General features: G+C 59.0%; 18 protein-coding genes and 1 pseudogene. 11 read left to right on the top strand and 8 right to left on the bottom strand.

Annotation, left to right across the window (positions count from 1 at the left end; genetic code table 11):
• Window positions 1-130: 130 nt before the first annotated feature.
• Entirely contained in the window at window positions 131-340 is a 210-nt protein-coding gene (locus J1D76_RS00855) for a hypothetical protein (protein WP_421136564.1), read from the bottom strand.
• Between the two features lie 252 nt (window positions 341-592).
• Here J1D76_RS00855 and J1D76_RS00850 point away from each other — a divergent pair.
• From J1D76_RS00850 to J1D76_RS00830, 5 genes and pseudogenes are all read left to right on the top strand, one after another.
• Window positions 593-934 (top strand): annotated as a pseudogene (locus tag J1D76_RS00850) (IS66 family transposase zinc-finger binding domain-containing protein); the annotation flags it as partial.
• A 359-nt stretch (window positions 935-1,293) separates the two neighbouring features.
• Window positions 1,294-2,424, top strand: coding sequence for a CaiB/BaiF CoA transferase family protein (locus tag J1D76_RS00845; RefSeq protein ID WP_421136563.1), 1,131 nt, complete (start codon window positions 1,294-1,296; stop codon window positions 2,422-2,424).
• Window positions 2,425-2,547: 123 nt separating this feature from the next.
• Window positions 2,548-3,741: an acyl-CoA dehydrogenase family protein gene (locus J1D76_RS00840; protein ID WP_421136562.1), complete on the top strand. Its 1,194-nt coding sequence runs from the start codon at window positions 2,548-2,550 to the stop codon at window positions 3,739-3,741.
• A gap of 12 nt (window positions 3,742-3,753) precedes the next feature.
• A complete protein-coding gene (locus tag J1D76_RS00835) occupies window positions 3,754-4,896 on the top strand; it encodes an acyl-CoA dehydrogenase family protein (RefSeq protein WP_421136561.1) in 1,143 nt (380 codons plus the stop codon).
• 90 nt (window positions 4,897-4,986) lie between these two features.
• Complete coding sequence (locus J1D76_RS00830) at window positions 4,987-5,850, top strand: MBL fold metallo-hydrolase (protein WP_421136560.1); 864 nt, start codon at window positions 4,987-4,989, stop codon at window positions 5,848-5,850.
• 71 nt (window positions 5,851-5,921) lie between these two features.
• On the opposite strand, the gene J1D76_RS00825 is transcribed toward J1D76_RS00830, so the two are convergent.
• A complete protein-coding gene (locus J1D76_RS00825; RefSeq protein ID WP_421136559.1) occupies window positions 5,922-8,309 on the bottom strand; it encodes a LuxR C-terminal-related transcriptional regulator in 2,388 nt (795 codons plus the stop codon).
• A 680-nt stretch (window positions 8,310-8,989) separates the two neighbouring features.
• On the opposite strand from J1D76_RS00825, the gene J1D76_RS00820 reads away from it, so the two are divergent.
• The 6 genes from J1D76_RS00820 (at window position 8,990) to J1D76_RS00795 (ending at window position 20,096) form a co-directional block, all read left to right on the top strand.
• Window positions 8,990-10,183: a lipid-transfer protein gene (locus J1D76_RS00820; protein ID WP_421136558.1), complete on the top strand. Its 1,194-nt coding sequence runs from the start codon at window positions 8,990-8,992 to the stop codon at window positions 10,181-10,183.
• A 126-nt stretch (window positions 10,184-10,309) separates the two neighbouring features.
• Complete coding sequence (locus J1D76_RS00815; protein ID WP_421136557.1) at window positions 10,310-13,042, top strand: LuxR C-terminal-related transcriptional regulator; 2,733 nt, start codon at window positions 10,310-10,312, stop codon at window positions 13,040-13,042.
• A 222-nt stretch (window positions 13,043-13,264) separates the two neighbouring features.
• Window positions 13,265-15,094 carry a DUF1302 domain-containing protein gene (locus J1D76_RS00810; protein WP_421136556.1) on the top strand — a complete coding sequence of 610 codons (1,830 nt, stop codon included), beginning with the start codon at window positions 13,265-13,267 and terminating at the stop codon, window positions 15,092-15,094.
• A 31-nt stretch (window positions 15,095-15,125) separates the two neighbouring features.
• Complete coding sequence (locus tag J1D76_RS00805) at window positions 15,126-16,490, top strand: DUF1329 domain-containing protein (RefSeq protein WP_421136555.1); 1,365 nt, start codon at window positions 15,126-15,128, stop codon at window positions 16,488-16,490.
• Window positions 16,491-16,562: 72 nt separating this feature from the next.
• Entirely contained in the window at window positions 16,563-17,648 is a 1,086-nt protein-coding gene (locus J1D76_RS00800) for a WD40/YVTN/BNR-like repeat-containing protein (RefSeq protein WP_421136554.1), read from the top strand.
• An 18-nt stretch (window positions 17,649-17,666) separates the two neighbouring features.
• Window positions 17,667-20,096: an efflux RND transporter permease subunit gene (locus J1D76_RS00795; protein WP_421136791.1), complete on the top strand. Its 2,430-nt coding sequence runs from the start codon at window positions 17,667-17,669 to the stop codon at window positions 20,094-20,096.
• 448 nt (window positions 20,097-20,544) lie between these two features.
• Here J1D76_RS00795 and J1D76_RS00790 read toward each other — a convergent pair whose 3' ends face one another.
• From J1D76_RS00790 to J1D76_RS00765, 6 genes are all read right to left on the bottom strand, one after another.
• Entirely contained in the window at window positions 20,545-22,113 is a 1,569-nt protein-coding gene (locus tag J1D76_RS00790; RefSeq protein WP_421136553.1) for a long-chain-fatty-acid--CoA ligase, read from the bottom strand.
• Between the two features lie 183 nt (window positions 22,114-22,296).
• Complete coding sequence (locus J1D76_RS00785; protein ID WP_421136552.1) at window positions 22,297-23,127, bottom strand: SDR family NAD(P)-dependent oxidoreductase; 831 nt, start codon at window positions 23,125-23,127, stop codon at window positions 22,297-22,299.
• Window positions 23,128-23,160: 33 nt separating this feature from the next.
• Window positions 23,161-23,577: a MaoC family dehydratase gene (locus tag J1D76_RS00780; protein ID WP_421136551.1), complete on the bottom strand. Its 417-nt coding sequence runs from the start codon at window positions 23,575-23,577 to the stop codon at window positions 23,161-23,163.
• A gap of 9 nt (window positions 23,578-23,586) precedes the next feature.
• Window positions 23,587-24,024: a MaoC family dehydratase N-terminal domain-containing protein gene (locus J1D76_RS00775; protein WP_421136550.1), complete on the bottom strand. Its 438-nt coding sequence runs from the start codon at window positions 24,022-24,024 to the stop codon at window positions 23,587-23,589.
• 53 nt (window positions 24,025-24,077) lie between these two features.
• Entirely contained in the window at window positions 24,078-25,265 is a 1,188-nt protein-coding gene (locus J1D76_RS00770; protein WP_421136549.1) for a lipid-transfer protein, read from the bottom strand.
• A gap of 30 nt (window positions 25,266-25,295) precedes the next feature.
• The gene (locus tag J1D76_RS00765) at window positions 25,296-26,435 is read right to left on the bottom strand and encodes an acyl-CoA dehydrogenase family protein (protein WP_421136548.1); all 1,140 of its coding nucleotides are present in this window, start codon (window positions 26,433-26,435) and stop codon (window positions 25,296-25,298) included.
• Between the last annotated feature and the right edge of the window lie 165 nt (window positions 26,436-26,600).

Raw genomic sequence — 26,600 nt, 5'->3', positions numbered from 1 at the left:
CGCTATTTTCGGTTGAGCACTGGAGGGCACCGTTTACAGCGAGCGCCAATAGAAGACACAACAAATGCTGGGGATTACACCCTTTTTCAAGGATGGGGTGCTAGGAGCCTAGCTTGGCACTCGCTTGCCGTCACTCGGGTGTCATCATCACCGCAAGCGTCATGTTGATGAACTCTTCATTCTTGTCGATGGCTTCCAGGGCACCGCGAACGTTGTCGGCGACATCGGCTGATCCGCGTTGCTCGACCCAGTTCGACAGTTCCATGATGGCTGCTTCCAGGGCGAGTTGGTTTTCGTTGAGCTTGCACAGCAGAGAAGGGAGCAGGTCTGAGTTTGGCATCGCGATTCCTCCATGGAGGCTTCAGCGTAGCACCAGTATTAAGAAGTGACGAACGGTAGGCAGGACGTCTTGGGAGGGAATGAAAGCTCGTACCAATTTTTGTACCAGTGACCGTGTAAAGCAGGTTAAAACCGGGTATTCCAACGTGAGGAAGTGCCCGGTTTGATTGGCCCTGAGTACTTTGCCTTACCCCTATAGAATCGCCGTGTAATTCTGTTCCAATTCAGAAACGCTCAGTACCGAAGGTTCGTAAGCGTCCAGCTGAGCCCTGACCAAGGCAGCTTGCTCGACGAGCTGCTCGACACTGATATCGCGGCCATCGAAGCAGAGCTGAAGGCGGTCAATCCGCCACCCGTTCCGGCCGAGCCACGTCAGAAGCCCAAGCGTGCGCCGCTGCCGCCGCTGCCGCCGCAGTTTCCGCGCACCGTGATCCATCACGAGCTAGAAAACACCCAGTGCGCCTGCGGCTGCCGACTTCAACGCATCGGCGAAGACGTCAGCGAGAAGCTCGATTACACGCCTGGAGTGTTCACTGTCGAGCACCATGGGCGTGGAATATGGGCCTGCCGTCAGTGCGAAATACTGATCCAAGCAATCATTGAATTGCTGGAGCAGGCAGCAGCCCCCTTACTTATCGCTTCATGCTCCCAGCGCTTCACACGGCGCTCTTTAGCCGTGGTGCATTGGCTTTGTCTTGCGCAGGGCTGGCAGCCCGAAAATAGGGAAGATGCCCACTTGTTTCAGGCAAGTAAGACAAAGCTGGGTGTCCGCTTTTGGCTGTGGGTTCAACCGGTCGATTCAACAGTTTGGCTAAATCGTTCAGCGCGCGTTTCGTAGTTCAGTGTTTTTTGAGGGGGGTAAATCCCCCCCTTGGGGTGGGGTATCGCCCAGGGTGCCAAGCATTTAGTGTCTTGGACCGTAGCGAACAACCTCCCTGAAAAAAGAGACCCTAAATGCCCGGACCTTTGGCTGGTGTGAAAGTAGTGGAAATGAATGCGATCGGCCCCGCGCCGTTCGCCGCGATGATGCTGGCGGACATGGGCGCCGAGGTGATTCGCGTTGATCGTCATGCGGCCGGTTTTCTCAATGCCGATGGCAGTCTGCTTGGACGCGGGCGTCGCAGCATTGCAATAGACCCGCGAAAGCCTGGCGCTACTGAGGTTCTGTTGAAACTCATTGACGGCGCCGACGTGCTGATCGAAGGCTTCCGGCCCGGTGTTATGGAGCGCCTTGGCCTGGGCCCGGAGGTCTGCCTTGAACGCAATCCCAAGTTGATCTACGGGCGCATGACCGGTTGGGGCCAGAGTGGTCCGCTGGCCCACACGGCAGGGCATGACCTGAATTACATCGCCCTGTCCGGCGTGCTTAACGCCATGGGCCATGCCGACCGGCCACCGACGCCACCTCTACATCTGGTCGGAGACATGGGCGGTGGGGCGATGTTTCTGGTGACGGGGATTCTGGCGGGACTGTTCGAGGCACAGAAGTCTGGATTGGGGCAGATCGTGGATGCCGCCATCTGCGACGGTGCGACGTTACTCGCAAGCATGTATTACGACTGGCGCCATCAAGGCCAATGGGACGACCAGCGCCAGAACAATATGCTTGATGGCGGCGCACCCTTTTATGGCTGCTATACCTGCGCCGACGGCAAATTCGTGTCCATTGGCGCCATCGAACCGCAGTTCTATCAATTGTTGCTGGAGTTATGCGATATCGAAGATCCGGACTTCAAGCAGCAATGGCATAAGCAGGACTGGCCGCTGCTGCGCCGCAAGCTGGAAACACTGTTCGTGGAGCGTACCCGCGATGACTGGACCCGGTTACTTGAAGGTACCGATGCCTGTTTCGCCCCCGTGCTGGATTTCAGCGAAGCCTTTACCCACCCGCACAATCGTGCTCGCGGCCTGTTCATTGAAACCGACGGCGTGCTGCACCCGGCGCCAGCACCTCGCTTGAGTCGCACGCCGGTGCAGGCAGGAGGGGTGGTGAAAAACGGTGAGCACACCCTGGAAATTCTTCAGCAATTGGGCCTCGACGCTGGGCAGATCGGCGACCTGCGCAATGTGGGTGCCATTGTTTGAATACATTTGCCTCCCCCCCTTCCATGGGGGGGGAGGTCGCTCTGATCAATCTTCTACCGTTACTGCCAGTGGGTTGGTCGAGCTGTCCTTGCCCACTTTCAGTCGAATGTGAGGAGTACATCAGTGGACATCCAATTCACCCCTGCCGAACAGTCTTTCCGTGAGGAAGTTCGTGCGTTTTTGCGTGAAAAACTACCGGCCGACATCGCCGCTCGCGGTCGCCTGGGCAAGCGTTTCAATAAAGAGGATCAGGTCACCTGGATGCGTTTGCTCAATGAGCGGGGATGGCTGGCTGCCAGTTGGCCTGTGGAGTTTGGCGGCACCGGTTGGGGCGCGGTGGAGAAACATATTTTCGATGAAGAATGTTCCGCTTTCGGCGCTCCGTGGGTCATGCCGTTTGGCGTCAACATGGTTGCCCCGGTCATCATCAAGTTCGGTACGCCGCAACAGCAGGCGCGCTTCTTGCCCCGCATTCTCACCACGGAAGACTGGTGGTGCCAAGGCTATTCCGAGCCGGGTGCCGGCTCTGACCTGGCCGCTGTAAAAACACGTGCTATACGTGATGGTGACCACTACGTGGTCAACGGCCAGAAGACCTGGACCACCCTGGCCCATTATGCCGACTGGATCTTCTGCCTGGTGCGCACCGACCCCGAAGCGCAACAGCAGCGGGGCATCAGCTTCCTGTTGATTGACATGAAATCCCCGGGCATTACCGTACGCCCGATCATCACGCTCGACGGTGAACACGAAGTCAACGAAGTGTTCTTCGACAATGTGCGCGTGCCGGTCGAAAACCTGGTCGGAGAAGAAAACAAGGGTTGGACGTGCGCCAAGTACCTGCTCACCCACGAGCGCACCAGCATTGCTGGCATCGGCCAGGCCAAGCAAATGCTGGGCCGGCTCAAGCGCATCGCCAGCGAGGAACAGCGAGACGGCCAGCCGTTGATCGACGACATCCAGTTGCGCATGCAAATCGTCGAGTTGGAAATTCAGCTGATGGCCATTGAAATGAGCAACCTGCGCATTGTCGCGGCGGCCCGCGACGGCGAGGTGCCAGGTGCCGAAAGTTCGTTCCTGAAGATCAAGGGCAGTGAAATTCGCCAGGCCATTACCTACCTGATGAGCAAAGTGCTGGGGCCGTATGCCATGCCCTTTCTTGAAGAGGAACTCGGCTATGTCCAGCAACCGGTCTTGTACCGCGAGCACAGCACCACGCCGTTCAGTCAGTACCTCGATATGCGCAAGACTTCGGTCTATGGCGGTTCGAATGAAATTCAGAAAAACATCATCGCCAAGATGATTCTAGAGCTGTAAGGGGTATACCGAATGGACTTCAAACTTTCCGAAGAGCAGCACATGCTGCAGGACACCGCCGCCCGCCTGGTGCGTGACAACTATGCGTTCGAAGCGCGTGAAAAGTTCGCCGAGAGCGAGCTTGGCTACAGTGTTGCGTTTTGGCAGCAACTGGGCGAATTGGGGTTGACCGCCGTACCCTTCGCCGAGGCGTTCGGTGGCTTTGGCGGCAGCGGAGTAGAGACCCAGCTGATCATGACCGAACTGGGGCGTGGCCTGTGCCTGGAGCCCTATCTGCATTCGGTGATCTTTGCCGGTGGCTTGTTGAGTCAGTTGGGCAGTAACGAGCAACGCGCCGACTTGCTGCCTGCTGTTGCCGCCGGACAATTGCAAATGGCAGTGGCCGTCGACGAGCCGACCAGTCATTACCAACTGCACGATGTGCGCACTCGCGCTGAGGCTGTCGACGGAGGCTGGACGCTCAATGGAAGCAAATCCGTGGTGGTTGCCGGGCACAGTGCGGGGTTGATCCTCGTGTCGGCTCGGACCGCCGGTAGTGATCGTGATGAAACCGGCATCAGTCTGTTTATGCTCGATCCGCGGGCACCGGGCGTCAAACGGCGCACCTATCCGACCATGGATGGCCGCAAGGCTTGCGAGCTCCACCTGGAGGACGTCTTTGTCAGTGCCGCCAGTATGCTCGGTGATCCAGGTCAAGCCCTGGTGGCGCTGCGTTACCAACAAGGCCGCGCCTTGGCAGCGCAATGTGCCGAAGCGGTGGGTAGCATGGAAGCGGCTTGCGCACTGACCCTGGATTATCTCAAGACGCGCCAGCAGTTCGGTCAGGCGATCGGCCGGTTCCAGGTCCTGCAACACCGCATGGTGGACATGCGCATCGAACTGGATCAGGCCACCTCCATGGCCATTCTCGCCGCGTGTGCAGCCGATGCGCCTGACAGCGACGAGCGCAGCCGTACGCTGGCCGCCGCCAAGGTATTGATCGTGCGCGCTGCGCGGTTTATCGCAGAGCAATGTATTCAATTGCACGGTGGTATCGGATTGACCTGGGAATACGTGCTGTCCCATCACGCCAAGCACTTGCTGATGCTCAGTCATCAGCTCGGCAATGACGACCACCATCTCAAGACGTACAGCCGATTGCTCAAGGTCGACTGAGCGCGAGCGCACCATTGGAGTTGATTTTCCCCTTTCAGGGCCTTCGGGCCCTTTTTTCAGGAAAACCGTTCGTTACAAGGGGGGAAGACATTGAACCGTAGAATTTCCACGCTAGCGGGCAGGCGGCGCAGGCTCGATGGCGGCCTGTTGTTCGGTCCTACGCCGCGCATGCAATGGGCCCACTGGATAGCGCCCGACCTCGACAACACCGTAGAGATCGCCGCACGCGTGTTACTGGTGCAAGAGCAGGGCAAAAACATCCTGGTCATGGCCGGTGCCGATAGCCTGTTGGCGTCGCCACCCCGTACATGCCGGTGCCAGCCGCGGGTGCCGGGTCTACTCGACAGTCTGGCGTTACGCGCACTGGATGAAAATGACATCGATGTGGTGGTGCTGACGCACGTACAAGCGCCTCTGTGCGATGAAATGAGCGAGCGTATCAGGGAGGGCGAGATGCCGCGCCTGTTGTTCCCCAGGGCACGTTTTATTTGCGGTGAAAGTCACTGGCACCGCGCACGCCACCCGCACCCACGGGATCGCCATGTATTTCTCTCGTCGCTCGTGAACAGGCTTGAGCGCAGCGGACGGTTGAGCCTGATCAATACCGGCCACTGTGAGTTACTCGGTGATGGCTGGTGCTTTCACACAAGTGATGGATTCACGCCGGGCCAATTGCTGCCGCAAATCGAACTGCCTGGCGGCCCCTTGCTGTTTTGTGGTGATCTGATTCCCGGAACACACTGGTTGGACCTTGAGGTGGTCAGCGGCCGGGATCGTAATGCGGAGCGCGTGATTGATGAAAAGGAACACCTGCTCGATCATCTCGTGGCGATTGGGGGGCGGCTGTTCTTTGCCCGTGATCCCGAGGTGGCGATGGTCAAGATAATGCGCGACCGAAAATCACGCTATGTACCGTTTGATCATTACCGCACGTTGAACAGGTTTGAAGGGTGAAGCGCCCCGTCAGGGCGATCCAGGAGGCCTACTGGCCCCCGCCAGTCTGGCGGGGCGCTTGTTCAAGGGTTCTATTGCTCGGCGCGTTTTCTCAGCACGATGAGCGCCTCATAGCGGGAAGAGACACCCAGCTTGGTGTAGATATTCTTGAAGTTCCACTTGATGGTTTCCTGGCTGAGATTCAGGGTTTGGGCGATGCGTTTGTTGGGCATCGACTGCTCGATCAGGGAAATGATGTCCAGCTCGCGTTTGGTAAACAGCGGTGTTTCAGCCGTCTCTGTGTCTTTCGCCCCGCGTGTCGATGTCGCCCCCTTGTTCAAGCAGTCCAATGGTACGGCGGCCAACCGGCTCCGGTAGCTGTCCAGAACCGGGTCGTCGTGGCAATCCAGGTCGGCCAGCAGGGCCAGCAGGGCAGGGCCCTCATCCAACAGGGTTCGCACCAGACCCCATCGATAACTCTCGCCGAGAACCTCGCGCAACAAGGTCCGCGATTGTGCCTGTCGCTCCAGATCATTCAGGGCAATGGACCGTAGCAGGCTGGCTTGGATACGCCATAGTTCTCGGCCGTAGCGCTTGGCGAATTGCTCTACGATATCCAGGGCGAGGAGCGTCCGGTCCGGCTCTCGCCGGGCCAGGCAAATGCGGGCGCGCGACAAGGCCGCCAGGGCACTGACTTCATGGGCTACAGGGGCATCGCCTGAGTGGCGATGGGTCAGCGCATCAAGGCTCGCTCGTTGGCTTTCGCACTGCCGCCAGTCGCCATTGCCAAGAAGAATGCGTACTTGTTCTGCCAGATTGTGGGCGAGCGCGCGATCAAAACCTCTGGCGCGCAATTCCATGGCCATCTTGGACAGATACGTCAGCGCACTGGCCGGCGACTCCTGGAGGCAATTGGCGCGTGCGACGCTGATCATTGCCGAGATGGTGACTGACGGTGGGGCGAAGCGCAGAAGATCGAGCCGGTTGCTCAAAACCTCTCGCACATCATCAACACGGTCCATCTCATAGTGGGCTTCGGCAACCGCTACCGCGCAGGTGCATGCGCTGACCGAGCGGCGCCCGTGGACGCTCTCGGCCTGGAGTAGGACATCGATGAGATGCCGTGAAGCCTCGACAACGCTGCCGCTAATCAAAATGCCATGGGCGGTCGTGGCGATGATCATCAGCGCCAGTTCGTCATGGCTGGCGCGAAGCGTTGCGCATTCTGGGCTGTTGAGAAACGCCCAGGCCTGTTGCTGCTGGCCGAGGTAAACCAGGCAATTGATGTACAGGCAAACGCGCATTCGCTCATTGAACGGATGCGCAAAGGCCCGATCGAGCAAGCCCTCGATGAGCTGGTTGCAGCCTGCAAGGTCGTCCTTTTGCAGTGCGATGGCCGCCCTGACCAGGTCGATATGCGCCCCCCAGGTGGTTCGGGCCTCCGGGATTTTTTCCAGGACCTCGATCCAGTTTTCCGCCTTGCTGGTCAGCATTGTCAACAAGCAACCCCAGGCGCCCTGCAGCAGCACATTGGGGTGCTGTGTCAGCTGCTCCAACGGTACACAATCAAGCCAGCGCATGAACTGGCCAAGATGGCTGAGGCCATGGTAGGACGGCTGTTTTCGTTCGAGCAGGCGTACCAGCTCTTCGAGGTTTTCACTGAGCACCGCGTGACGGGTCGCCTCGTTCACCAGCCCGGCCTGTTCGAACCACTGCGCGGCGCGCAGGTGTAGCCGGGGCAAGTCGGTGCCCGATGCAATCAACCGTTGTTGCAGGAACTCGGCGAACAAGGGATGCAATCGATACCATTGCTGTTCGCTCTCCATGTCCACAGGCAGGATGAACAAGTTATGGGCTTCGATGCCGGCAATCAGGTCGGCCGCTGCCTGCGACTGGCTGACATGCGCTGCGACTTGCACATTGAAGCGTCGCAGAATCGAGATGTGCTCCAGAAACCGGATGATCTCTGTCGGTAAACCGTCTACCACGTCTTCGGTGAGATAATCTCGCAGGTCGGTATTACCCGGCAGCAGTTGATGGATCTTCGCGTGTTTGCGGGGGTTGGCCTTCAGTGAGATGGACATCAATTGCAGCCCAATGGGCCAGCCGTCGGTGCTGTCGTGGATGGTGTGCGCCAGATCCAGGTCAATGGCGTCGTCCAGATAGGTTTTGAGGAAGGCCAGGGACTCGCTGAAATTGAAGCCCAGATCGGTGGCATTGATCTCGCAGAGTTCAGCCATCGCTCGCAACCGGCCGAGTTTCAGATTGGGATTGACGCGCGACGCGAGCACGATGTGAAGCTGGGTCGGGGCGCCATCTACCAGCATCTGAACCAGACGTGAAATGCGTTGATCGCTGGCGAAATGGAAGTCATCGATCATTAAATACAGCGATGTGCTGACTCGCGCCAGCGTGTTGATCATCACTGACGCCAAGGCCAGCAACCCGTCCAGTGACTCACGGTCGATCAAGAGCAGCAAGTCATTCTCAAGGGGCACGCCAGCCTGCTGGAGGGTGCAAATGAGGTTGGCGCAGAAAGAGTCGAGGGCGGCATCCTCCTGGCCCAGCGACAACCAAACGACGCTGTTTGCGTCCTTGATCAGGGTTTGGCGCCATTGCGCCATCAGCGTGGTCTTGCCAAACCCTGCACTGCCATTGATCAGGGTCAGGCGGCAACCCCGGGCAGCCTGAAGTCGGATCAGCAACATTTCCCGCAGCACCGCATGGCTGCTGATGCGAGGCGGCGAAAAACGAGTGGTAATCGGCGGGGTGGTCGGGGGCATGGCTAATCCAGTCTGCAGCGGATCTGAGGGGCTATGGGGGCGATCCCGCGTGAGGGAGATACGCTTTACACGGAGCATCTAGTGGCATCGATCCTTCGCCAGGGCATAAGTAATCGAATCAACGTACCGATCCTGTCAGAGCGAAGGCGTTGTTATGGTTTGCAGGATTTTAGGCTGATTACCGCACGTTTTTGCAATGACAAATTTTCTCGTTGGATCACACATCGATTGTGGAAAGGGGGGGGCCACCCCTTATACCCCCCGCAGGGAGCGGGTACAGCCAGCAGATGCTTGGCAAGGATGGCAGTTCATTGGGTCAGGGCTATCGGATAGCACCAGCCCTGGCCAATCGAACTTAATATCCTGGGGAGAATGTGATGTCACACAAGCCGTATGTAGCCGGGGTTGGCATGATCCCATTCTTGAAGCCTGGTGCCAGTGGGTCTTATATCGAGATGGGTGCGCAAGCGACTCGCCAGGCATTGCAGGACGCCGGCCTGGATTACGACCTGGTTCAGCAGGCCTATGTCGGTTATGTCTATGGTGACTCCACCTGTGGCCAATCGGCGCTCTACGCAATCGGCATGAGTGGTGTGCCGGTGGTGAACGTCAACAACAACTGTTCCACTGGTTCTACCGCCCTGTATCTGGCTCGCCAGGCCGTAGAAAGCGGGGCGGTTGAGTGCGCCTTGGCGCTGGGCTTCGAACAGATGCAGCCCGGGGCTCTGGGGGCGGTGTTTACCGATCGTCCGGCCTGCATGGGCAAACACTTGGAGGTGTCGGACCAGTTGACCGCCGACGCTGCTGCCATCGGCGTGCCGATGACACTGCGTCAGTTCGGCGGCGCCGGACGTGAACACATGCAACGGTATGGCACCGAGCTCAGCACCTTCGCCGCGATCCGCGCCAAGGCCAGTCGTCATGCCGCCAACAACCCACTGGCCCTATTCCGCAAGATCGTCACGACCGAAGACGTGATGAACGATCAGGTGCTGTGGCCAGGCGTGATGACGCGCCTGATGGCTTGCCCGCCGACCTGCGGTGCAGCTGCCGCGATCATCTGCAGCGAAGCATTTGCCAAAAAGCACGGCCTGCGAACCGACGTGGTGATCCTGGCGCAGTCGATGACCACTGACCGTGGGGTTTCCTTTGAGCCAGCCTCGATGATCCAGACCGTCGGCTTCGACATGACTCAGCGTGCCGCTCGCGAGGTGTACGAGAGGGCCGGTGTCGGCCCACAAGATATCCTGGTCGCCGAGTTGCATGACTGCTTTGCCCAAAATGAGCTATTGACCTACGAGTCCCTGGGCCTGTGTCCAGTCGGTGGCGCCGAGAAGTTCGTGCTCGACGGTGATAACACTTACGGTGGACGCGTGGTGACCAATCCGTCCGGTGGCCTGCTCTCCAAGGGCCACCCGCTAGGCGCCACGGGTTTGGCCCAGTGCTATGAGCTGACCCATCAATTGCGCGGCACTGCCGACAAGCGTCAGGTACATGGTGTGAGTCTCGCCCTGCAGCACAACCTCGGCCTGGGCGGCGCTTGCGTCGTCACGTTGTACGGCCGGGCCTGATGTCGCTCGCGTGCGTTGCCGCCGGCGCACGCATTCCTGTACTAAGCATCGCGAATCAACCTGTTATACCCGCTGTATTAGACTGCTGGTCTGTACTTGAAGAAGATTGTCTCTGGAATTCAGTCAATGCCCATTCCACCCTCAGGCCAAACGTTGCACCTGCCGGCCGACCGAGCGCTGCAACTCATTCCGGATACCAAGGTCATTCCGCCTCGCGGCGCCCGTCAACTGATGCCCCGCGCGTCGTTGATGAGCCGCTTGATGGAGGCGCGCCGGCAGCGCTGCGTGATCATTCAGGGGCCGGCAGGGTGTGGCAAGACCAGCACTTTGCTCGCCTGGCGCCGGGAGCTGATAGCGATTGATTTCGACGTGGCCTGGCTGTCGCTGACGGGCGAGGACAACGAGCCCGCGCGACTGGCCAATTGTTTGTTGGCCAGCGTTGCCGAAGTCGACGCCGCGCTTGCCAGGGAGGCAGCTCAGTTGCTTGGAGAAGGCGGCGGCGAGTTGGCGCTCGAACACTGGATCATCGTCTTGCTCCAGGCCATTGCAGGGCATGGCGACGAACTGGTGTTGATGATCGATGACGTGCATCACCTCAATGACCCCGACATTTTCAAAGTCCTGGGCTGGCTGCTCGACTATGCCCCGCCGAACCTACACCTGGTGCTGGGCACACGCAGCGTTTTACCCACCACGCTTCCGCTGACCCGCCTGCGCACGCAAGGGCATCTGACCGAATATGACCTGCGTGACTTGCGTTTTACTGTCGAAGAGTCAGAGCGCTACCTGCGCCAGTTTGGCGACATCAGCACCCATGATGCCGAGGTCGTGCACGACTTGACCGATGGCTGGGCCGCCGGTCTGCAACTTTTTGCGATTGACTTGAAATCCAAGCAAGGCAGCGGGTTCAGTCGCATGCAGGTCCGTAGTGCGGGGGCTTTTGCGCAGTATTTCGAGCAAGAGGTGCTGGTGCACCTGCCGCTCGCAGACCGGCAATTGCTGACCCGTTCTTCAATCTGCAACCGTTTCACCGCGCCGCTGTGTGCCAGGCTCGTCGGCAAGCCGCAGGCGATCGCCGGGATGATGAGCCAGTTGACTCGACTGGACAGCGATAACCTGTTCATCACCCAGATCAAGAGTCACGACCGGGAAACCTGGTACCGCCTCCATCCGCTGCTGCGCGAGGTTCTGCGTGACCACTTGAGTCGCCAGCCCGAAACCGAGCAGAAAAAACTCCATGGCATCGCCCGCGACTGGCTCTTCGAACAAGGTCATGTCGACGAGGCGGTTCGACACGCGGTCATGGCTGGCGATTTTCAGATCGCCGCCGAGATCGTCGAGGCGTGTGCGCACGAATTGATGGCGCGTGGTTCCTTGAGCCAGTTGCCCAACCTGCTGCGCAAACTACCCATGGAGCAGATGCGCGAACGTTACAGTTTGCAATTGGTAATGGCCCAGTTGCAGCTTCACGCGCATAACTTCGCAGAAGGGCAACTGATACTCGACCACTTGGAGGCACATCAGGATCGGCTCAGTACCCAGCAACGCCAGGGGCTGCTGGTCACCCGTGGCACGCTGGCCATGCAGCGCGACCTTACCGAGGAGGCGTGGTCCCTTGCGGCTGAGCTGGAAGCAATTCCTGAGGATGCCGACGATTTGATACTGACCGGGCGCGCTTCCGTTCTTGCCTGGCTGTATCTGTTCAACGCCGACCACAAACAGGTGCGGGCGATCATCGAGCACAGCGATCGCCCGAACACATCGCCGCGCAGAACCCTGATCGGCCGCTGTATTCATGGCGTGAGCCTGGTTCACCAAGGGCGCATCAGTGAGGCTGAGAATATCTTTCGCAACACGCTGGAAGAGGTGAAACCGCACGGTAGCAGTGCGGCGGTCGCCGGCCATGCTGCCGCTGCTTTCCTGGCCAGTCTATTGTACGAACAGAACAACCTGGCCGATGTTTGCCAACTGTTGGAGCCTCGCCTCGACATCCTGGAACGAATATCCCTGCCCAACATTGTGCTTCACAGTCTGTTGGCGCTCAGCCGGGCTTACTGGCTCAAGGGCGAACCAACCCAGGCGCTGATCTATCTGGACCGCCTCAAAGACTATGCGCAGCGCTACGATCTGGGTCGCCTGCTTGCTTCGCAGTTGTATGTGCGCATGCGTTGGCACCTTGAAAAATACCAGACCTCACAGGCCGAAGCGCTCTTGTCGCAACTCCGGGGGCTGGCCGACCAACAGGCTGGTATCCTGCGCGGCACGCCCCTGATTATTCAGTTGTTGGCCATGCGGGCCACGATCGAGATGAGTTTGTATCAGCGCGAATTCGCTCAGGCAGCCCGGCAGACCGCACCGTTGATCGATCTGTGCGAAGCGGCAAAACATTGGCAACTGGCGACCATTGTGCGACTGCAACTCTGTCTTGCCGAGAAAGGTCGGGGACAAGGTGAACAGGCCCACTTGCACCTGATGGAGGTCCTGCACGCAGGGCACCGGTTGGGCCTGGTGCGCAGCCTGCTGGACGTGGCGCCGCAGTTACCGGAAATGCTCAACGACCTGCTGCAAGCCAAGGCGCTCGATCCTGTGCTCGCCTTCTATGCACAACGGCTCGTTGCAGCCGCCACACCGACAGAGAGCGCCGGGCGTAAGGCAGGTTTGCCAATCGCATCCTTGAGTGAACGAGAGACCGAGGTCGTGCAGTTGATGGCGCAAGCCATGACCAACAAAAAAATTGCCCGCACTCTGGGCGTGTCGCCCGAAACGGTGAAATGGCACGTCAAGAACCTGTTCGCCAAGCTGGACGTGACCGGCAGGGTGGAAGCGATTGCCAAATGGCGCGACCTGAATATCGACTAGTCACGAACCCGCAAAAAAGTAAACAAAGGCCAGCAGCGATGCTGGCCTTTGTTATTCCAGGTCATGTCAAAGGTGATGGCCTGTTGTTTCTCATCGTTTTTGTGCCCTAAACATTCAGCCCCCCCTTATTCCCCCCCTCCGACGGGGGTGGCCGCCTGTGCGTGGCGCAATAGCCTGAGGTCTGGCTTTTTCGTAAAACCACAGAGAAGGTGAGCAAGTTAGATGAATAAAAATAATAAGATCTGTCATGCCAGCATCCATCGAAGTCTTCTTGCTTCGGCAATTATCACAGGGCTGGGGATAGCGCCCGTGCAGGCGTTCGAGATCGACACCGGTAATCAGGACGTTTCGGTCCGTTTTGATAACACCGTCAAACTGAACTACGCACAGCGCGTGCAAAGTGCCGACTCCAAACTGGCCAATGCCTGGAACAATAACGACGGCGATCGCAACTTCTCGTCCGGCAGTCCTGTCGCCCAGCGCGTGGACGTACTTTCTGAACTGGATGTGGCTTTCCAGAAAAAGGTAGGGTTCAGGGTCAGTGCCAACAGTTGGTACGACCATGCCTATGACGATGTGGGCAGCTTCAATCCGTCGACCAACCAGCTCAACGATGGAAAGCCGGACTCCCACCACTTGAGCGGTTATGCCGAGCGTTACAACAACGGTCCTTCTTCCGAAATTCTCGATGCCTTCGTATTTGGTAATACGGAAATCGGTGATGAGTCGCTGCTAAGCGGCCGACTGGGTAAAACCACTCAGTACTGGGGTGAAAGCGCTTTGTCCTTCACGCACGGTATCAGCTACGGTCAGTCCGGGTTGGATATCAGCAAGGCACTCGCCGTGCCTGGCACCGAGGCGAAAGAGTTGTTTATCCCGCGTGCTCAGCTGTCCACAAACCTTACAATCAACCCGCAGTGGTCGATCGGGGCGCAGTATTTTCTGGATTGGAACGCCGCGCGTATCCCCGAGTCCGGTACGTATCTGGGCTTTAACGATGGCATCCAGAGTGGCGGGCACAACCTGTCGATAATCGGGGCTGCCAATCCGCTTTTCGGTGAGGCAGGGCCGTTAGGCGCCAATCAGTTCCTGCGACTTCAGAACGGTCATACCTATACACCGGACAACACCGGCGACTTCGGCCTTATGGCCAAGTGGAGTCCCGAGTGGCTGGACGGCACCTTGGGTTTCTACTACCGCAAAACGTCCGACATCCTGCCAAACGTGGTGTTGCACCCGACCGCAGTCGGCCCCGCGCAGTTGATCTCGGGCGTAGTGGGCACTTACAACCAGTTTTATGCCGACGACATTGATATCTACGGTATTAGCCTGTCGAAAAGCATCGAGGGGGTCAGCGTCGGGCTGGACGTGAACTACCGCCACAACATGCCGCTGTCCAGCGTCGCCGCGACCGTCAGCCCGGCTGCGGCCGCCGCCGGTACACCCGGATTCATCTCGAGCTTTAATGGCGAAAATGCTGTCGCACGCGGTAATACCGTGCATGCAGTGCTCAACGGCTTGACGACCTTTGGCACCACGCCGGTGTGGGACAGCTCTTCGTTGCTGGTCGAACTTGCCTACAGTCGCTGGCTGTCTGTCACGGATAACGAACAACTGTTCAAAGGCGAGGATTGGTACCACGGCATCGACAAGGTCTCCAAGGATAACTACGTGCTGGGCGTCAACTTCAACCCCACCTGGTACCAGGTATTCCCCGGCATCAACATGTACATGCCGGTGTCTTACACCGTCGGGCTCGCCGGTGATTCTTCTGTCCAGATGGGCGGTAACACGGGCACCGGCAGCTACTCGGTTGGCGTCGGTATGGACGTTCACGATCAATACCGCTTCGACTTGAAGTATGTGGCCAACTTTGGCGATTTCGATATGTGTCATGCCCCGGGTGCCGCAGGCCGGCCGGGCGATGGTCCAACGCCGGGCGTCGCAGGCACCTACAGCTGTGTCGTCGGTCAGCCCACCACGTTTGCTGGCTCAAGTGCGCAGATCAGTGACCGTGGCATGGTCACCGCGACATTCAAAACCACATTCTGATCGCAGTGTTGCCTGAAACAGGAGACAACCCATGAAGTTCGCAAAAAATCTGCTAACCGTTACATTGGCGCTGGTCATTGGTGGTGCTGCCCATGCTGCGGTATCCCCGGAACAGGCCGCGAAGCTCGGAACCAGCCTGACCGCTGTGGGCGCCGATAAATCGGCGAGTGCCGACGGCAACATCCCGGCGTATACCGGTGGCCTGACCACTATTCCTGCAGGATACAAGGCAGGTGATTCGTTTCGCCCGGACCCGTTCGAAAGCGAAAAACCCCGCGCGGTGATCACCGGCAAAAATGCTGCCGAATACGCGGACAAGCTGACCGCCACGACCCAGGAATTGCTAAAGCGTTATCCAAGCTTTCGGGTAGACGTGTACCCGACTCACCGCACCGTTGCCCTGCCCAAGCGAGTGTTGGACAACACAGCGGCCAATGCGTTGGCGGCCAAGACCAGCGACGACGGTCTGGCACTGGAAAATGCCCTGCCGGGTGTACCGTTCCCGATTCCTGCCACGGGCAATGAAGCGATGTGGAACCACCTCTTGCGTTATCAAGGGGCGGCCATGACCAACAAATATGATACGTGGGTCAATGATGCGACCGGCTCTTCTTCGCTGGCTTCTTCGGGGGTCGCTGCGATCGAATGTCCGGTCTACGATCCAAAGCGCCCGGCAGGCCCTGTCACCCCGGAGGAGACTTACTACAAACTCAAACTGGCCTACACCGGGCCGGCGCGACGTGTCGGGGAATCGATCCTGGTTCTCGATGCGGTCAATTCGCTGAAACAGCCACGCCGGGCATGGCAGTACCTGCCGGGGCAACGTCGGGTCAAGCTGGCGCCGGACCTGGCCTATGACACACCGAACCCTGGCACCTCTGGCGTCATGACCTACGATGACACCTTCCTGTTCAATGGCGCGATGGATCGGTACGACTTCAAGCTGGTCGGCAAGAAAGAAATGCTCGTCCCGTACAACACCTACAAACTGAACTATCACAAGAATCCGGCTGACATCGTCACGCCCAAGCACTTGAACCCTGACCTGGTGCGCTGGGAACAGCATCGCGTGTGGGTCGTCGATGCCACGCTGAAACCGGGCAAGCGCCATATCTACAGCAAGCGCACCTTCTACATTGACGAGGACAGCTGGACCATTCTGGCGTCCGACGAGTACGACACCCGTGGGCAACTGTATCGCGGGGGGTTCGCCCACCTAACTTATAGCTATGACGCCCAGGCGCCGGACACCCTTAACCACATGATCTACGACTTCGCGGCGGGCACTTACAGCGTGACGGGTTTGTATGGAGCGTACGGCGGCATGAGCTACATCGAACCATTGTCCAAAGCCCAGTGGTCTCCAGAATCGCTGGCGGGCACAGGTATTCGCTAACCGGGCTTGAAGCAGTCGCACACCGTCGGGGCTGTTCATTCAGTCCCCGGTGGTTTTTTAGTCGAGATAATCATGACAATCATCAAGTGGGTGCTGCTCGCTTCGCTGACGGCTGCGTTGGCGGCGCCATTCCCCCGGACTTCGTTTGCCGGTGAATTTGTCGATGTACTGGATACGCCGGCACTGCCCAGTGCGCTAGCCAGTCACGGCATGCTGACGGGCATCACGCACGCTGGCTCGCGGATGATCGCCGTGGGCCAGCGCGGCCATATTCTCTACTCCGATGACAACGGCCAGGTCTGGCAGCAGGCACAGGTGCCGGTTAGTTCGCATCTGGTTGCAGCACATTTTCCTACCGCGCAACAGGGATGGGTCGTGGGGCACGACGGTGTGGTCCTGCATACTGCGGATGCCGGGTCAACTTGGACCCGCCAACTCGACGGCCGCCAGATCGGACCACTCATGCTCGCTTACTACCAGGAGCAACTCGCCAGGCAGCCGGATAATCCGGATCTGCAAGCCCGTGTGGCCGATGCGCAACGGATGACGCAAGAGGGTGCGGACAAACCCTTTCTGGATGTCTGGTTCGAGAATGACCGGGTGGGTTACATCATTGGCGCCTTCAACCTGATTTTCCGCACGCAGGACGGTGGCAATCACTGGACACCGTGGCTGGACCGTACCGATAACCCGACGGCGCTGAATCTCTACGCGATACGTCCAGTGGGGGAGGATCTGTTCATCGCCGGTGAGCAAGGCCTGGTGCTGAAACTGGACCGCGCCCAAGGCCGTTTCATCGCTACGCCGACGCCGTACAACGGCAGCTTCTTCGGCATTACCGGAAAACCCGGCGTCGCGCTGGTCTTCGGCTTGCGCGGCAATGTCTATCGCAGTACCGACAGCGCAGTGAGCTGGAGCAAAGTCGATCTGGGCCTGCCGCTGAGCATTACCACCGGCTGCGTCACCTCCGATGGTCGGATTGTCCTGGTCAGCCAGGCTGGCCACGTGCTGGTCAGCACTGACGAAGGTGCCAGTTTCCACCTTCAACCGAACACCGCACTGGCTCCTGTCGCCGCGGTGCAAGTCACCGGTGATAACTCACTGGTACTCGCGGGCGCCCGTGGTTTGCGCCTGTTACCCCTCGAACATGCTCGGTAGAACAAAGAGAACTCCATGATGGGTCATTACGAACGCAACACAATGCCGGTTGTCCGTGAGCTCAAGGGCTTTGATGTCCGCTCCGGTAACGCCCTCGAACGGCTGATATTCAACAACCGGCTGTGGGTGGTTCTGGCGTGCCTGCTGGTCACACTGTCACTGAGCTATTTCGCAACCACGCGACTGACGCTCAATGCCAGCTTCGAAAAAATGATCCCGCAAAGTCAGCCGTTCATCAAAAACTACCTCGAAAACCGCCAGTCCCTGCGCGGCCTGGGCAACGCTGTGCGGGTGGTGGTGGAGAGTAGCAACGGCGATATTGTCGACCCGCACTACCTCGACGCCTTGAAGGACATCAACGACGAACTGTTCGTCACGCCTGGCGTCGACCGGGCGTGGATGAAATCCCTGTGGACTCCGGCGGTACGCTGGACCGAAGTCACCGAAGAGGGGTTTCAGGGTGGCCCTGTGATGCCTGATTCCTATGACGGCTCAGCGCAAAGCGTGCAGCAGTTGCGACAGAATATCGCCCGCTCGGGCATCGTCGGCAGCCTCATCGGCAACAACTTCAAATCGAGCATGATCTTTGTGCCGTTGTTGGAGAAAGACCCAGTCTCGGGCGAGGGCATCGACTACCACCAGTTTTCGAAAACCCTGGAAGAGAAGCTACGCAATAAATATGAGTTTGAAGGTCGCGCGCCTGTCGATGGGGAGGAGGGCAAGGGCCCGATCAAGATTCGTGTGATCGGTTTCGCCAAACTGGTCGGCGATCTACTCGATGGCCTGATGCAAGTCATGCTGTATTTCGGCGCCGCTGCAGTTATCGCCACAGCGATCATCTTCTACTTCACCCGCTGTGTGCGCAGCACGGCGCTGGTTATTTTGTGTTCGGTGATTGCAGTCGTGTGGCAATTGGGTCTGGTGGCGCTGTTCGGTTTTGCGCTCGATCCGTTTTCGATCCTCGTACCGTTTCTGGTGTTTGCCATCGGCGTATCGCATGGTGCGCAGAAGATGAACGGGATCATGCAGGACGTCGGGCGTGGCACGCACCAACTGGTGGCTGCGCGTTATACCTTCCGCCGGCTTTTCCTCGCCGGCCTGACCGCGCTGCTGGCCGATGCCGTGGGTTTTGCGGTGCTGATGCTGATCGATATCCCGGTGATCCAGGACCTGGCGATCACCGCCAGCCTCGGGGTGGCGGTACTGATCTTTACCAACCTGGTGTTGCTGCCGGTGTTGTTGTCTTATTGGGGTGTCAGTCGCAAAGCCGCCGAGCGCAGCCTGCGAGCGCAGAACAAAGAGCTGAGCGGCAAGGGCATGGGCGCGGTCTGGAGTTTTCTGGACCGCTTTACTGAACGCCGCTGGGCAACAGTTGCCGTGAGCATTGCAGGGTTGCTGGCCATCGGTGGGCTTGTCGTCAGCAGTCATCTGAAGATTGGTGATCTCGATCCTGGGGCGCCGGAGCTGCGTGCTGATTCACGCTACAACCGCGACAACGCCTACATCACCGCCAATTATTCGCTGTCCAGCGATCAGTTCGCGATCATGCTCAAGACCCCCACCGAAGGCTGCCTGAAATACCAAACCCTGGTGGAAGCCGATCGCCTGGGCTGGTTACTGCAGCAGCAACCGGGCGTACAAACCACGGTGTCGCTGGTGAACGCGGTCCAGCAAATTACGGCGGGCTCCTACGAGGGCAATCCGAAATGGCAGACCATCGCCCGCAACCAGAACGTGCTGAACTACGGCGCACAGCAAGCCTCGGTCAGCAGCGCCGATTTGTTTAACAACGATTGCTCGATGATGCCCATCGTCGCCTATCTGTCGGATCACAAGGCAGATACCCTGGACCGTGTGGTACAGGTGGCCGAAACCTTCGCCCGTGAGCACAGCACCGCTGACCGTCAGTTCATGCTCGCCGCCGGCAGTGCCGGGATCGAGGCCGCGACCAATATCGTGGTGCGCGAGGCCAACCACACCATGTTGCTGTACGTGTATGGCGCGGTGATTATTCTTTGTTTCATCACCTTCCGCAGTTGGCGCGCCGTAGTGGTTGCCGTCGTGCCGCTGATGCTGACCTCGATCCTGTGTGAAGCGTTGATGGTGTGGCTGGGCATGGGCGTGAAGGTGGCGACGTTGCCGGTGATCGCCCTGGGTGTGGGCATTGGTGTGGATTACGCCCTGTACCTGCTGAGCGTGCAGCTGGCACAGCAGCGTGCTGGCTTGTCGTTGACCGCGGCCTACAAGAATGCCGTGGCATTTACTGGCAAGGTGGTGGCGTTGGTCGGCATTACCCTGGCGGCGGGCGTGATCACCTGGGCTTGGTCACCGATCAAGTTCCAGGCGGACATGGGCATTTTGCTCACCTTCATGTTTATCTGGAACATGGTCGGCGCACTGGTGCTGATTCCGGCGCTGTCGCATTTTCTGTTGCGTAAAGTGCGCTAAGGCGATTCGTACAAAACCACAGCAGGAGCCAAGTTTGCCGGAGAAAGCGTTGTTGAAGAACGCCATCGCCGGCGGGCCGGCTCCTAGTGGTTTTGTGTAACCAGTGACTCCTGGGCCAAGCCCGATCAAATCTTGGGGGCCCAGCCTGCTTGCGATAGCGGCTGCCCGGTACCTTATCTCCTGAGTCATTCACCCTCATTGCCAGCACCAGCGCACCTGTAGGAGCCTGGCTTGCCGGCGAAGGCGTCCTTAACATCGCCTTCGCCGGCAAGCCGGACTTCTACAGTGGATTGTCTACTTCTGTGAGGGATGAGTCCGGCGTTGAGCTGATGACGTGGCTGACCCTTTTTCTTCTTTCCAAAAAAAAGCCCGGCGTTGAGCCGGGCAAGCGTTGCTAGTTTGGCTACCAGGTGATCGTCATTAGAGGTGTTCACCGGTTGCCGTTACGTCAATGAACGTTGCTGAGACGGTTTTCCCAGAACGGTTTGCGCAGCTCGTTTTTCAGTACCTTGCCCACGCTGGACATTGGCAGCGCATCGCGAAACTCGATGCTGCGTGGCAATTTGTAGCCGGCAATCAGACCACGGCAGTGCGTGACGACTTCCTTTTCAGTCACGCTGGCGCCTGGTTTAAGGATGATGACGGCATGCACCGTTTCTCCCCATTTGTTGCAGGGGATGCCGATCACTGCCGCCTGGGCAATGGCCGGATGGCTGACAATGGCGTTCTCGACTTCGGCGGTGAAGATGTTTTCGCCGCCACTGACGACCATGTCTTTCAGGCGATCGCAGATGAAAATAAAGCCATCGGCGTCCATGTAGCCACCGTCACCGGTGTGCATCCAGCCGCCGCGCAACGCTTCAGCGGTGGCCTCGGGTTTGTTCCAGTAACCGAGCATGACGTTAGGCCCGCGTACGAGAATTTCGCCGACTGTGCCACGGGGTACCTCACGGTCCTCGGCATCGGCGATGCGCACTTCCACACAGCTGATGGGCAGCCCGGCCGAATACATCTTGCCGCTGCGCTGATGTTCCTCACAGTGGTATTCGGCGCCCAGCATAGTGATCCCGGGCGCCATTTCGGTCATGCCATAGCCTTGGGCGAACTGGGCCGCCGGGAAGGTCTGACGGGCGCGATTGAGCAAGACGGGGGTGATGGGCGAGGCGCCGTAGGTGATTTCCCGAAGCGAGCCCAGGTCCAGTGCTGTTTGGGGTGGATTTGCCTGGTGCCAGTCGAGGAGCATCTGCAGCATGGTCGGCGCCAGGAAGGTGTCGGTGGCTTGCTCCTGGCTGATCTGCTCGAGCACCTCTTGGGTTTTGAAGGCCGGCAGCACGATATGCATACCACCGCTGAGGAACAGCACGACCATCGCGGCCAGGTCGGCCAGATGGAACATCGGCATGGCATGCAGGTAGCGAGTATGGGGACCATAGCCCACGCGATCCTGGTTGGCGAGGGCGGAAATGCCGATGTTGTTGTGACTGAGCATGACGCCTTTGGGGAAACCGGTGGTTCCTCCGGTGTAGAAAATCCCCAACAGGGCGTCTCCACTTCGGTGTGCATCCTCCACTGGTTCATGTTCAGCGATCAGGGTTTCGTAATTGAGCATGCCTTCAGGTGTCTCGCCGTCACCGGCGTAGATCATCAACCGGATGCTCTGCGCCTCGACGGCCACCTGAGTGCCGAGTTTCTGAAAGGCATCATCGACGATCAACACGCAGGTCTGCGAGTCGTTCAGGGAATAGACGATTTCTGCCGCGCTCCAGCGGATGTTCACCGGGTTGAGCACGGCATCGGCCCATGGCACTGCCTGGTAATACTCGATGTAGCGTTGGGAATTGAGTGAGAGCATTGCCACACGCTCACCACTGGCCACGCCGAGGCGTTTGAGCGCGCCAGCGAGCCGGGCAACGCGATCAGCCAACTGAGCGAAAGTCACACTGCGGCCTTGATAACGGATTGCCGTGGCATTGGGGCGCTGCTGTCGATGGCGTTGCAGCCCTTGAGTCATGTACATCGAAACCTCCAATCTTATTTTTGTAAGGACTCCTTGCTTTCTCGCTGTCGCCGGCCAGGCAGCCGGGCGGAACGTCGATGTCATCGCAGTGGATTGGCAAGGTGTCCTGGATGCCGCTTTTTGATTGTCCGGACATTCTTCCAGCCTTGGGAGGAAAGAGTGCCCGGGGAGACGAACGGAGGCTTAGAGGTTCCCGTAGCCGCCGCCACACACCAGCGCCTGGCCGGTCACGTAGTTGGCTTCCGGCAGGCACAGCATCACCACCGAACCGGCGGCTTCTTCAGCCGTGCCCGGGCGGCCCAATGGAATGGCAGTACTGGCGTTGTCGAGACGTTCTTGCTGCACACCGACCTTGATTTCACGACCTTCGATATTGACGGTCTTGCTCTCGTTGCCGGCCAGCGCCTGGGTCAGGCGGGTTTCAATGAAACCAAAAGCCACGGCATTGACGTTGACTTTCAAGCGCCCCCATTCCTTGGCCAAGGTCTTGGTCATGCCGATGATGCCAGCCTTGGCGGCGGAATAGTTGGACTGACCGGCGTTGCCACCGGCAGCGACCGAGGAGATGTTGACGATTTTACGGAACACTTCGCGGCCTTCGGCGGCGTCTTTCTTGGCCTGGGCGCTTAGGATCGGCTGAGCCGCACGCAGGATGCGGAAAGGTGCCGTCAGATGGCAATCGATGATCGCGTACCATTGCTCATCGTTCATCTTCTGGATGACATTGTCCCAAGTGTAGCCGGCGTTGTTGATGATGATGTCAATGGCCCCGTAGTTCTGCACCGCAGTCTGCACAAAACGCTCAGCGAAGTCGGCAGCGGTGACGCTACCTACGCAGGCCACGGCTTCGCCACCCGCCTCACGAATCTCGGCAACGACTTCTTCAGCGGGCGCCTGGTCCAGATCGTTGACCACGACCTTGGCGCCGTAGGCGGCCAATTGCAGCGCGACGCTGCGACCGATGCCACGACCGGAACCGGTGACCAGAGCGACTTTACCTTCAAGCTTTTTCATTGGGTTATTCCTGAGAGTGTGGGGGTTTAAACATCAATCGAGGGCAACGACAGCCTCGCCGGCCAGTTTCTCTTCGCCGTACTGGTTGGTGCAGTGAAGTGACAGACGAACACGCTGCTCACCGCCATCGAGGAACTTGTCGATGACCTTGCCTGTGCAAGTCGGAATATGGCCAAGCTGGGTGATGCCGGTGAATCGCACCGACAGGCTGCGCACCTGGCGCTGCGCAACCCAGTTGGTCAGCAGGCGACCGAGGTACGCCGCAGACAACATGCCGTGGGCGAACACATCGTCCATCCGCGATTTGCGCGCGAAGTCGAGATCGACGTGGATCGGGTTGTGGTCACCCGACGCACCGCAATAGAGGGCCAGTGTGGTGCGGTTGACCGGCTGCAACTTGAGCAGCGGGATCTCGTCACCGATCTGGATATCGGAAAATTGAACGGTCATGACGATTCCTTAGCGCTGCACAAGGGAGGAACGGATATCGGCGATGTGCTCGCCATCCTGGTTGGTCACCCGGGCTTCCATGACCACGAACTGGAGGGCACCACCTTTCTTTTCATAGATGTCGCAGATACAGCCATCGAACGTCAGCACATCACCGGCGTAGGCCATCTTGTGGTAGACGAAGGACTGCTCGGCGTGAAGGACCCGGCCCAGGTCGAACCCGACCAGGTTGAGGAGTTCCACTACGTCCCGGCCTTCGCTTTCCAGGCATTTGAAGAAGGTTGGAGGTACCGGCAACGATTTATGGCCGGCGGCCTTCGCGGCGGTTTCGTCGGTATAGATCGGGTCGGTTTCGCCAATGGCCTTGGCGAAGAAACGCAGGCGGCCTTTTTCCACGTCGACACTGAATACGCCAGTCCTGTGCCCGATCAGGTTTTTGTCTGCCATTTCATTCGGCTCCTAGTCAATAACGCACTCGTGCAGACGCGCGAGCAGTGCGATCAGTTCTTGCCAAACAGCGTGACGACGCAAGCGCCGCCTAAGCCCAGGTTGTGTTGCAGAGCGATCTGCACACCGTCTACCTGGCGCTTGTCGGCGGTTCCGCGTAGCTGATGGGTCAGCTCATAGCATTGCGCCAGGCCGGTCGCCCCCAGTGGGTGGCCCTTGGAAAGCAGGCCGCCGGAGGGGTTGGTCACGACCTGGCCGCCATAGGTGTTGTCGCCATCGAGGATGAACCGCTCGGCGCCGCCGATTGGGCAGAAACCCAGGGCTTCATAGGTCAGCAGTTCGTTGTGGGCGAAGCAGTCATGCAACTCGACCACACGGATGTCTTCGGGGCCGATGCCGGCTTGTTCGTAGACCTGATTGGCGGCCGCCTGGGCCATGTGAAAACCGGCGAAGCTGATCATCGACGGTGGATCGAAAGACACCACCGAATCGGTGGTCATCGACTGGGCGAGGATCGCCACATCGGTGCGCAGGCCGTGCTTTTTGGCAAAGGCTTCACTGCAAACAATCGCTGCAGCGCCGCCGCAGGTCGGCGGGCATGCCATCAGGCGGGTCATGACGCCAGGCCAGATGACCTTGTCGTTCATCACTTCTTCGGTCGTTACCACATTCTTGAACAGTGCCATCGGGTTGTTGGCTGCATGGCGGCTGGCCTTGGCGCGGATCGCGGCAAAGGCTTGCATTGAGGTGCCGTAGCGTTGCATGTGCTCGCGGCCAGCGCCGCCGAAGCCGCGCAGGGCCTGCGGTATGTCTGCCGCATCGGCAGTAAGCGTTTCGAGTACGTGCAGGAAACGCGCACGAGGGCGGGGACGGTCATCCCAATGCGATCTCAGCGCGCCGGCCTGCATCTGTTCGAAGCCCAGCGCCAGAGCGCACTCGACCTGGCCGCTGGCCACGGCGGCACGGGCCAGATACAGCGCGGTAGAGCCGGTGGAACAGTTGTTGTTGACGTTGACCACTGGAATACCGGTCAGGCCGACTTCGTATAGGGCAGTCTGGCCGCTGGTGGAATCGCCAAACACGTAACCGGTAAAGGCCATCTGAATTTTGTCGTAGCCAATGCCGGCATCTTTCAAGGCACGGCGCAGGGCCTCGGCGCCCATCTCGGTGTAGGTCGGGCTTGCGCCGGGTTTGCTGAACGGAATCATGCCGACGCCGGCAACAATAACTTTATCGCTCATGTCATGGGTCTCGGAAAAAGAGGAGGGGGATTACAGTTTGCGAGCGATCAAATCGCGCTGGGTTTCGTTGCTGCCGCCGAAGACGCGTGATATGCGCAGGTCGACAAAGGCGCGGGCAATCGGATACTCGAGCATGTAGCCGTAGCCGCCGTGCAACTGGACCATGTCATCCAGGTGCTTCCACAGGGTCTCGGTGGCGAACAGCTTGGCGATGGCCGCTTCTTCCACGGTCAGCTTGCGACGCATGTGCTCGCTGATGTAGTAGTCGATCATGGTGCGCACCGCGACCGCTGCGGCCTTGGCATCGGCGAGCTTGAATTTGGTGTTCTGGAAGTCCCACACCGTGTGGCCGAACGCCTTGCGTTCCTTGACGTACTCCAGCGTCAGGTCGAGCAAACGCTCCAAGTGAATGGCGGCATAAATGGCAATACCCAGCCGCTCCTGTGGCAGCTCCTGCATCATGTAGATGAAGCCTTTGCCTTCCTCGCCAAGCAGGTTGCCGACGGGCACGCGCACCTCGTCGAAGAACATTTCCGCGGTGTCGGAGGCGCGTTGGCCGACCTTGTCGAGTTTGCGGCCACGACGGAAACCTTCGCGGCTGGTTTCCACCATGATCAGGCTGATGCCCTTGGCGCCGGCCTTCAGGTCGGTCCGGCAGGCGACCAAGACCATGTCGCAGTTCAGGCCATTGCTGATGAAGGTCTTGCTGCCGTTGATGACGTATTCATCGCCATCGCGGATCGCTGTTGTGCGCGCCGCTTTCAGGTCGCTGCCGCTGCCCGGCTCGGTCATGCCGAGGGCGAGAATGGTTTCGCCCCTGCAAATACTCGGCAGCCAGCGATGCTTTTGCTCCTCGCTGCCGAAACGCTCGATGTACATCGCGATGATGTCCGAGTGCAGACCGAAACTGACGCCGGAAACTCCGGCGCGGTGCATTTCCTCGTTGATGACTGTCGAGTGACCGAAGTCGCCGCCGCCACCGCCGTACTCTTCGGGAATCATGGTGCACAACAAACCTTCGCGACCGGCTTTCAGCCAGGTCTCGCGGTCGACTTTACCGGATTCATCCCATTGGGCCTGACGTGGAACGCATTCACGCTCAAAGAAGCGGCGGGCGGTTTCGCGGAGCATTTCATGGTCTTCGCGAAAAATGGATCGTTGAATGTGCATTACGGACTCCAGTGTCTGTAAAAGATCGGCAAACGGCTCAGGGGGAATAGCCATGTGTCCGAGGGACTGGAGGAATGCTGCCGGGGCGCTCGTCAAAGCATCCCTCCCCACGGTGGGGGGGGAGGATTTTGCCTGGCAGGCCAGGCCCTGCCTTGAAGCCAGGTC

It is taken from the genome of Pseudomonas sp. NFX15, assembly GCF_049132105.1.
In the GTDB taxonomy this organism is placed as follows: domain Bacteria; phylum Pseudomonadota; class Gammaproteobacteria; order Pseudomonadales; family Pseudomonadaceae; genus Aquipseudomonas.
Note: the sequence above shows the minus strand (reverse complement) of the source record. Positions and strands in the feature narration are given on the sequence as shown.

Excerpts from the sequence above, each read along its gene's own strand:
- J1D76_RS00855 (WP_421136564.1), bottom strand. The coding sequence starts at position 340 with ATGCCAAACTCAGACCTGCTCCCTTCTCTGCTGTGCAAGCTCAACGAA.
- J1D76_RS00845 (WP_421136563.1), top strand. The coding sequence starts at position 1,294 with ATGCCCGGACCTTTGGCTGGTGTGAAAGTAGTGGAAATGAATGCGATC.
- J1D76_RS00835 (WP_421136561.1), top strand. The coding sequence starts at position 3,754 with ATGGACTTCAAACTTTCCGAAGAGCAGCACATGCTGCAGGACACCGCC.
- J1D76_RS00820 (WP_421136558.1), top strand. The coding sequence starts at position 8,990 with ATGTCACACAAGCCGTATGTAGCCGGGGTTGGCATGATCCCATTCTTG.
- J1D76_RS00815 (WP_421136557.1), top strand. The coding sequence starts at position 10,310 with ATGCCCATTCCACCCTCAGGCCAAACGTTGCACCTGCCGGCCGACCGA.
- J1D76_RS00810 (WP_421136556.1), top strand. The coding sequence starts at position 13,265 with ATGAATAAAAATAATAAGATCTGTCATGCCAGCATCCATCGAAGTCTT.
- J1D76_RS00805 (WP_421136555.1), top strand. The coding sequence starts at position 15,126 with ATGAAGTTCGCAAAAAATCTGCTAACCGTTACATTGGCGCTGGTCATT.
- J1D76_RS00800 (WP_421136554.1), top strand. The coding sequence starts at position 16,563 with ATGACAATCATCAAGTGGGTGCTGCTCGCTTCGCTGACGGCTGCGTTG.
- J1D76_RS00795 (WP_421136791.1), top strand. The coding sequence starts at position 17,667 with ATGGGTCATTACGAACGCAACACAATGCCGGTTGTCCGTGAGCTCAAG.
- J1D76_RS00790 (WP_421136553.1), bottom strand. The coding sequence starts at position 22,113 with ATGTACATGACTCAAGGGCTGCAACGCCATCGACAGCAGCGCCCCAAT.
- J1D76_RS00785 (WP_421136552.1), bottom strand. The coding sequence starts at position 23,127 with ATGAAAAAGCTTGAAGGTAAAGTCGCTCTGGTCACCGGTTCCGGTCGT.
- J1D76_RS00780 (WP_421136551.1), bottom strand. The coding sequence starts at position 23,577 with ATGACCGTTCAATTTTCCGATATCCAGATCGGTGACGAGATCCCGCTG.
- J1D76_RS00775 (WP_421136550.1), bottom strand. The coding sequence starts at position 24,024 with ATGGCAGACAAAAACCTGATCGGGCACAGGACTGGCGTATTCAGTGTC.
- J1D76_RS00770 (WP_421136549.1), bottom strand. The coding sequence starts at position 25,265 with ATGAGCGATAAAGTTATTGTTGCCGGCGTCGGCATGATTCCGTTCAGC.
- J1D76_RS00765 (WP_421136548.1), bottom strand. The coding sequence starts at position 26,435 with ATGCACATTCAACGATCCATTTTTCGCGAAGACCATGAAATGCTCCGC.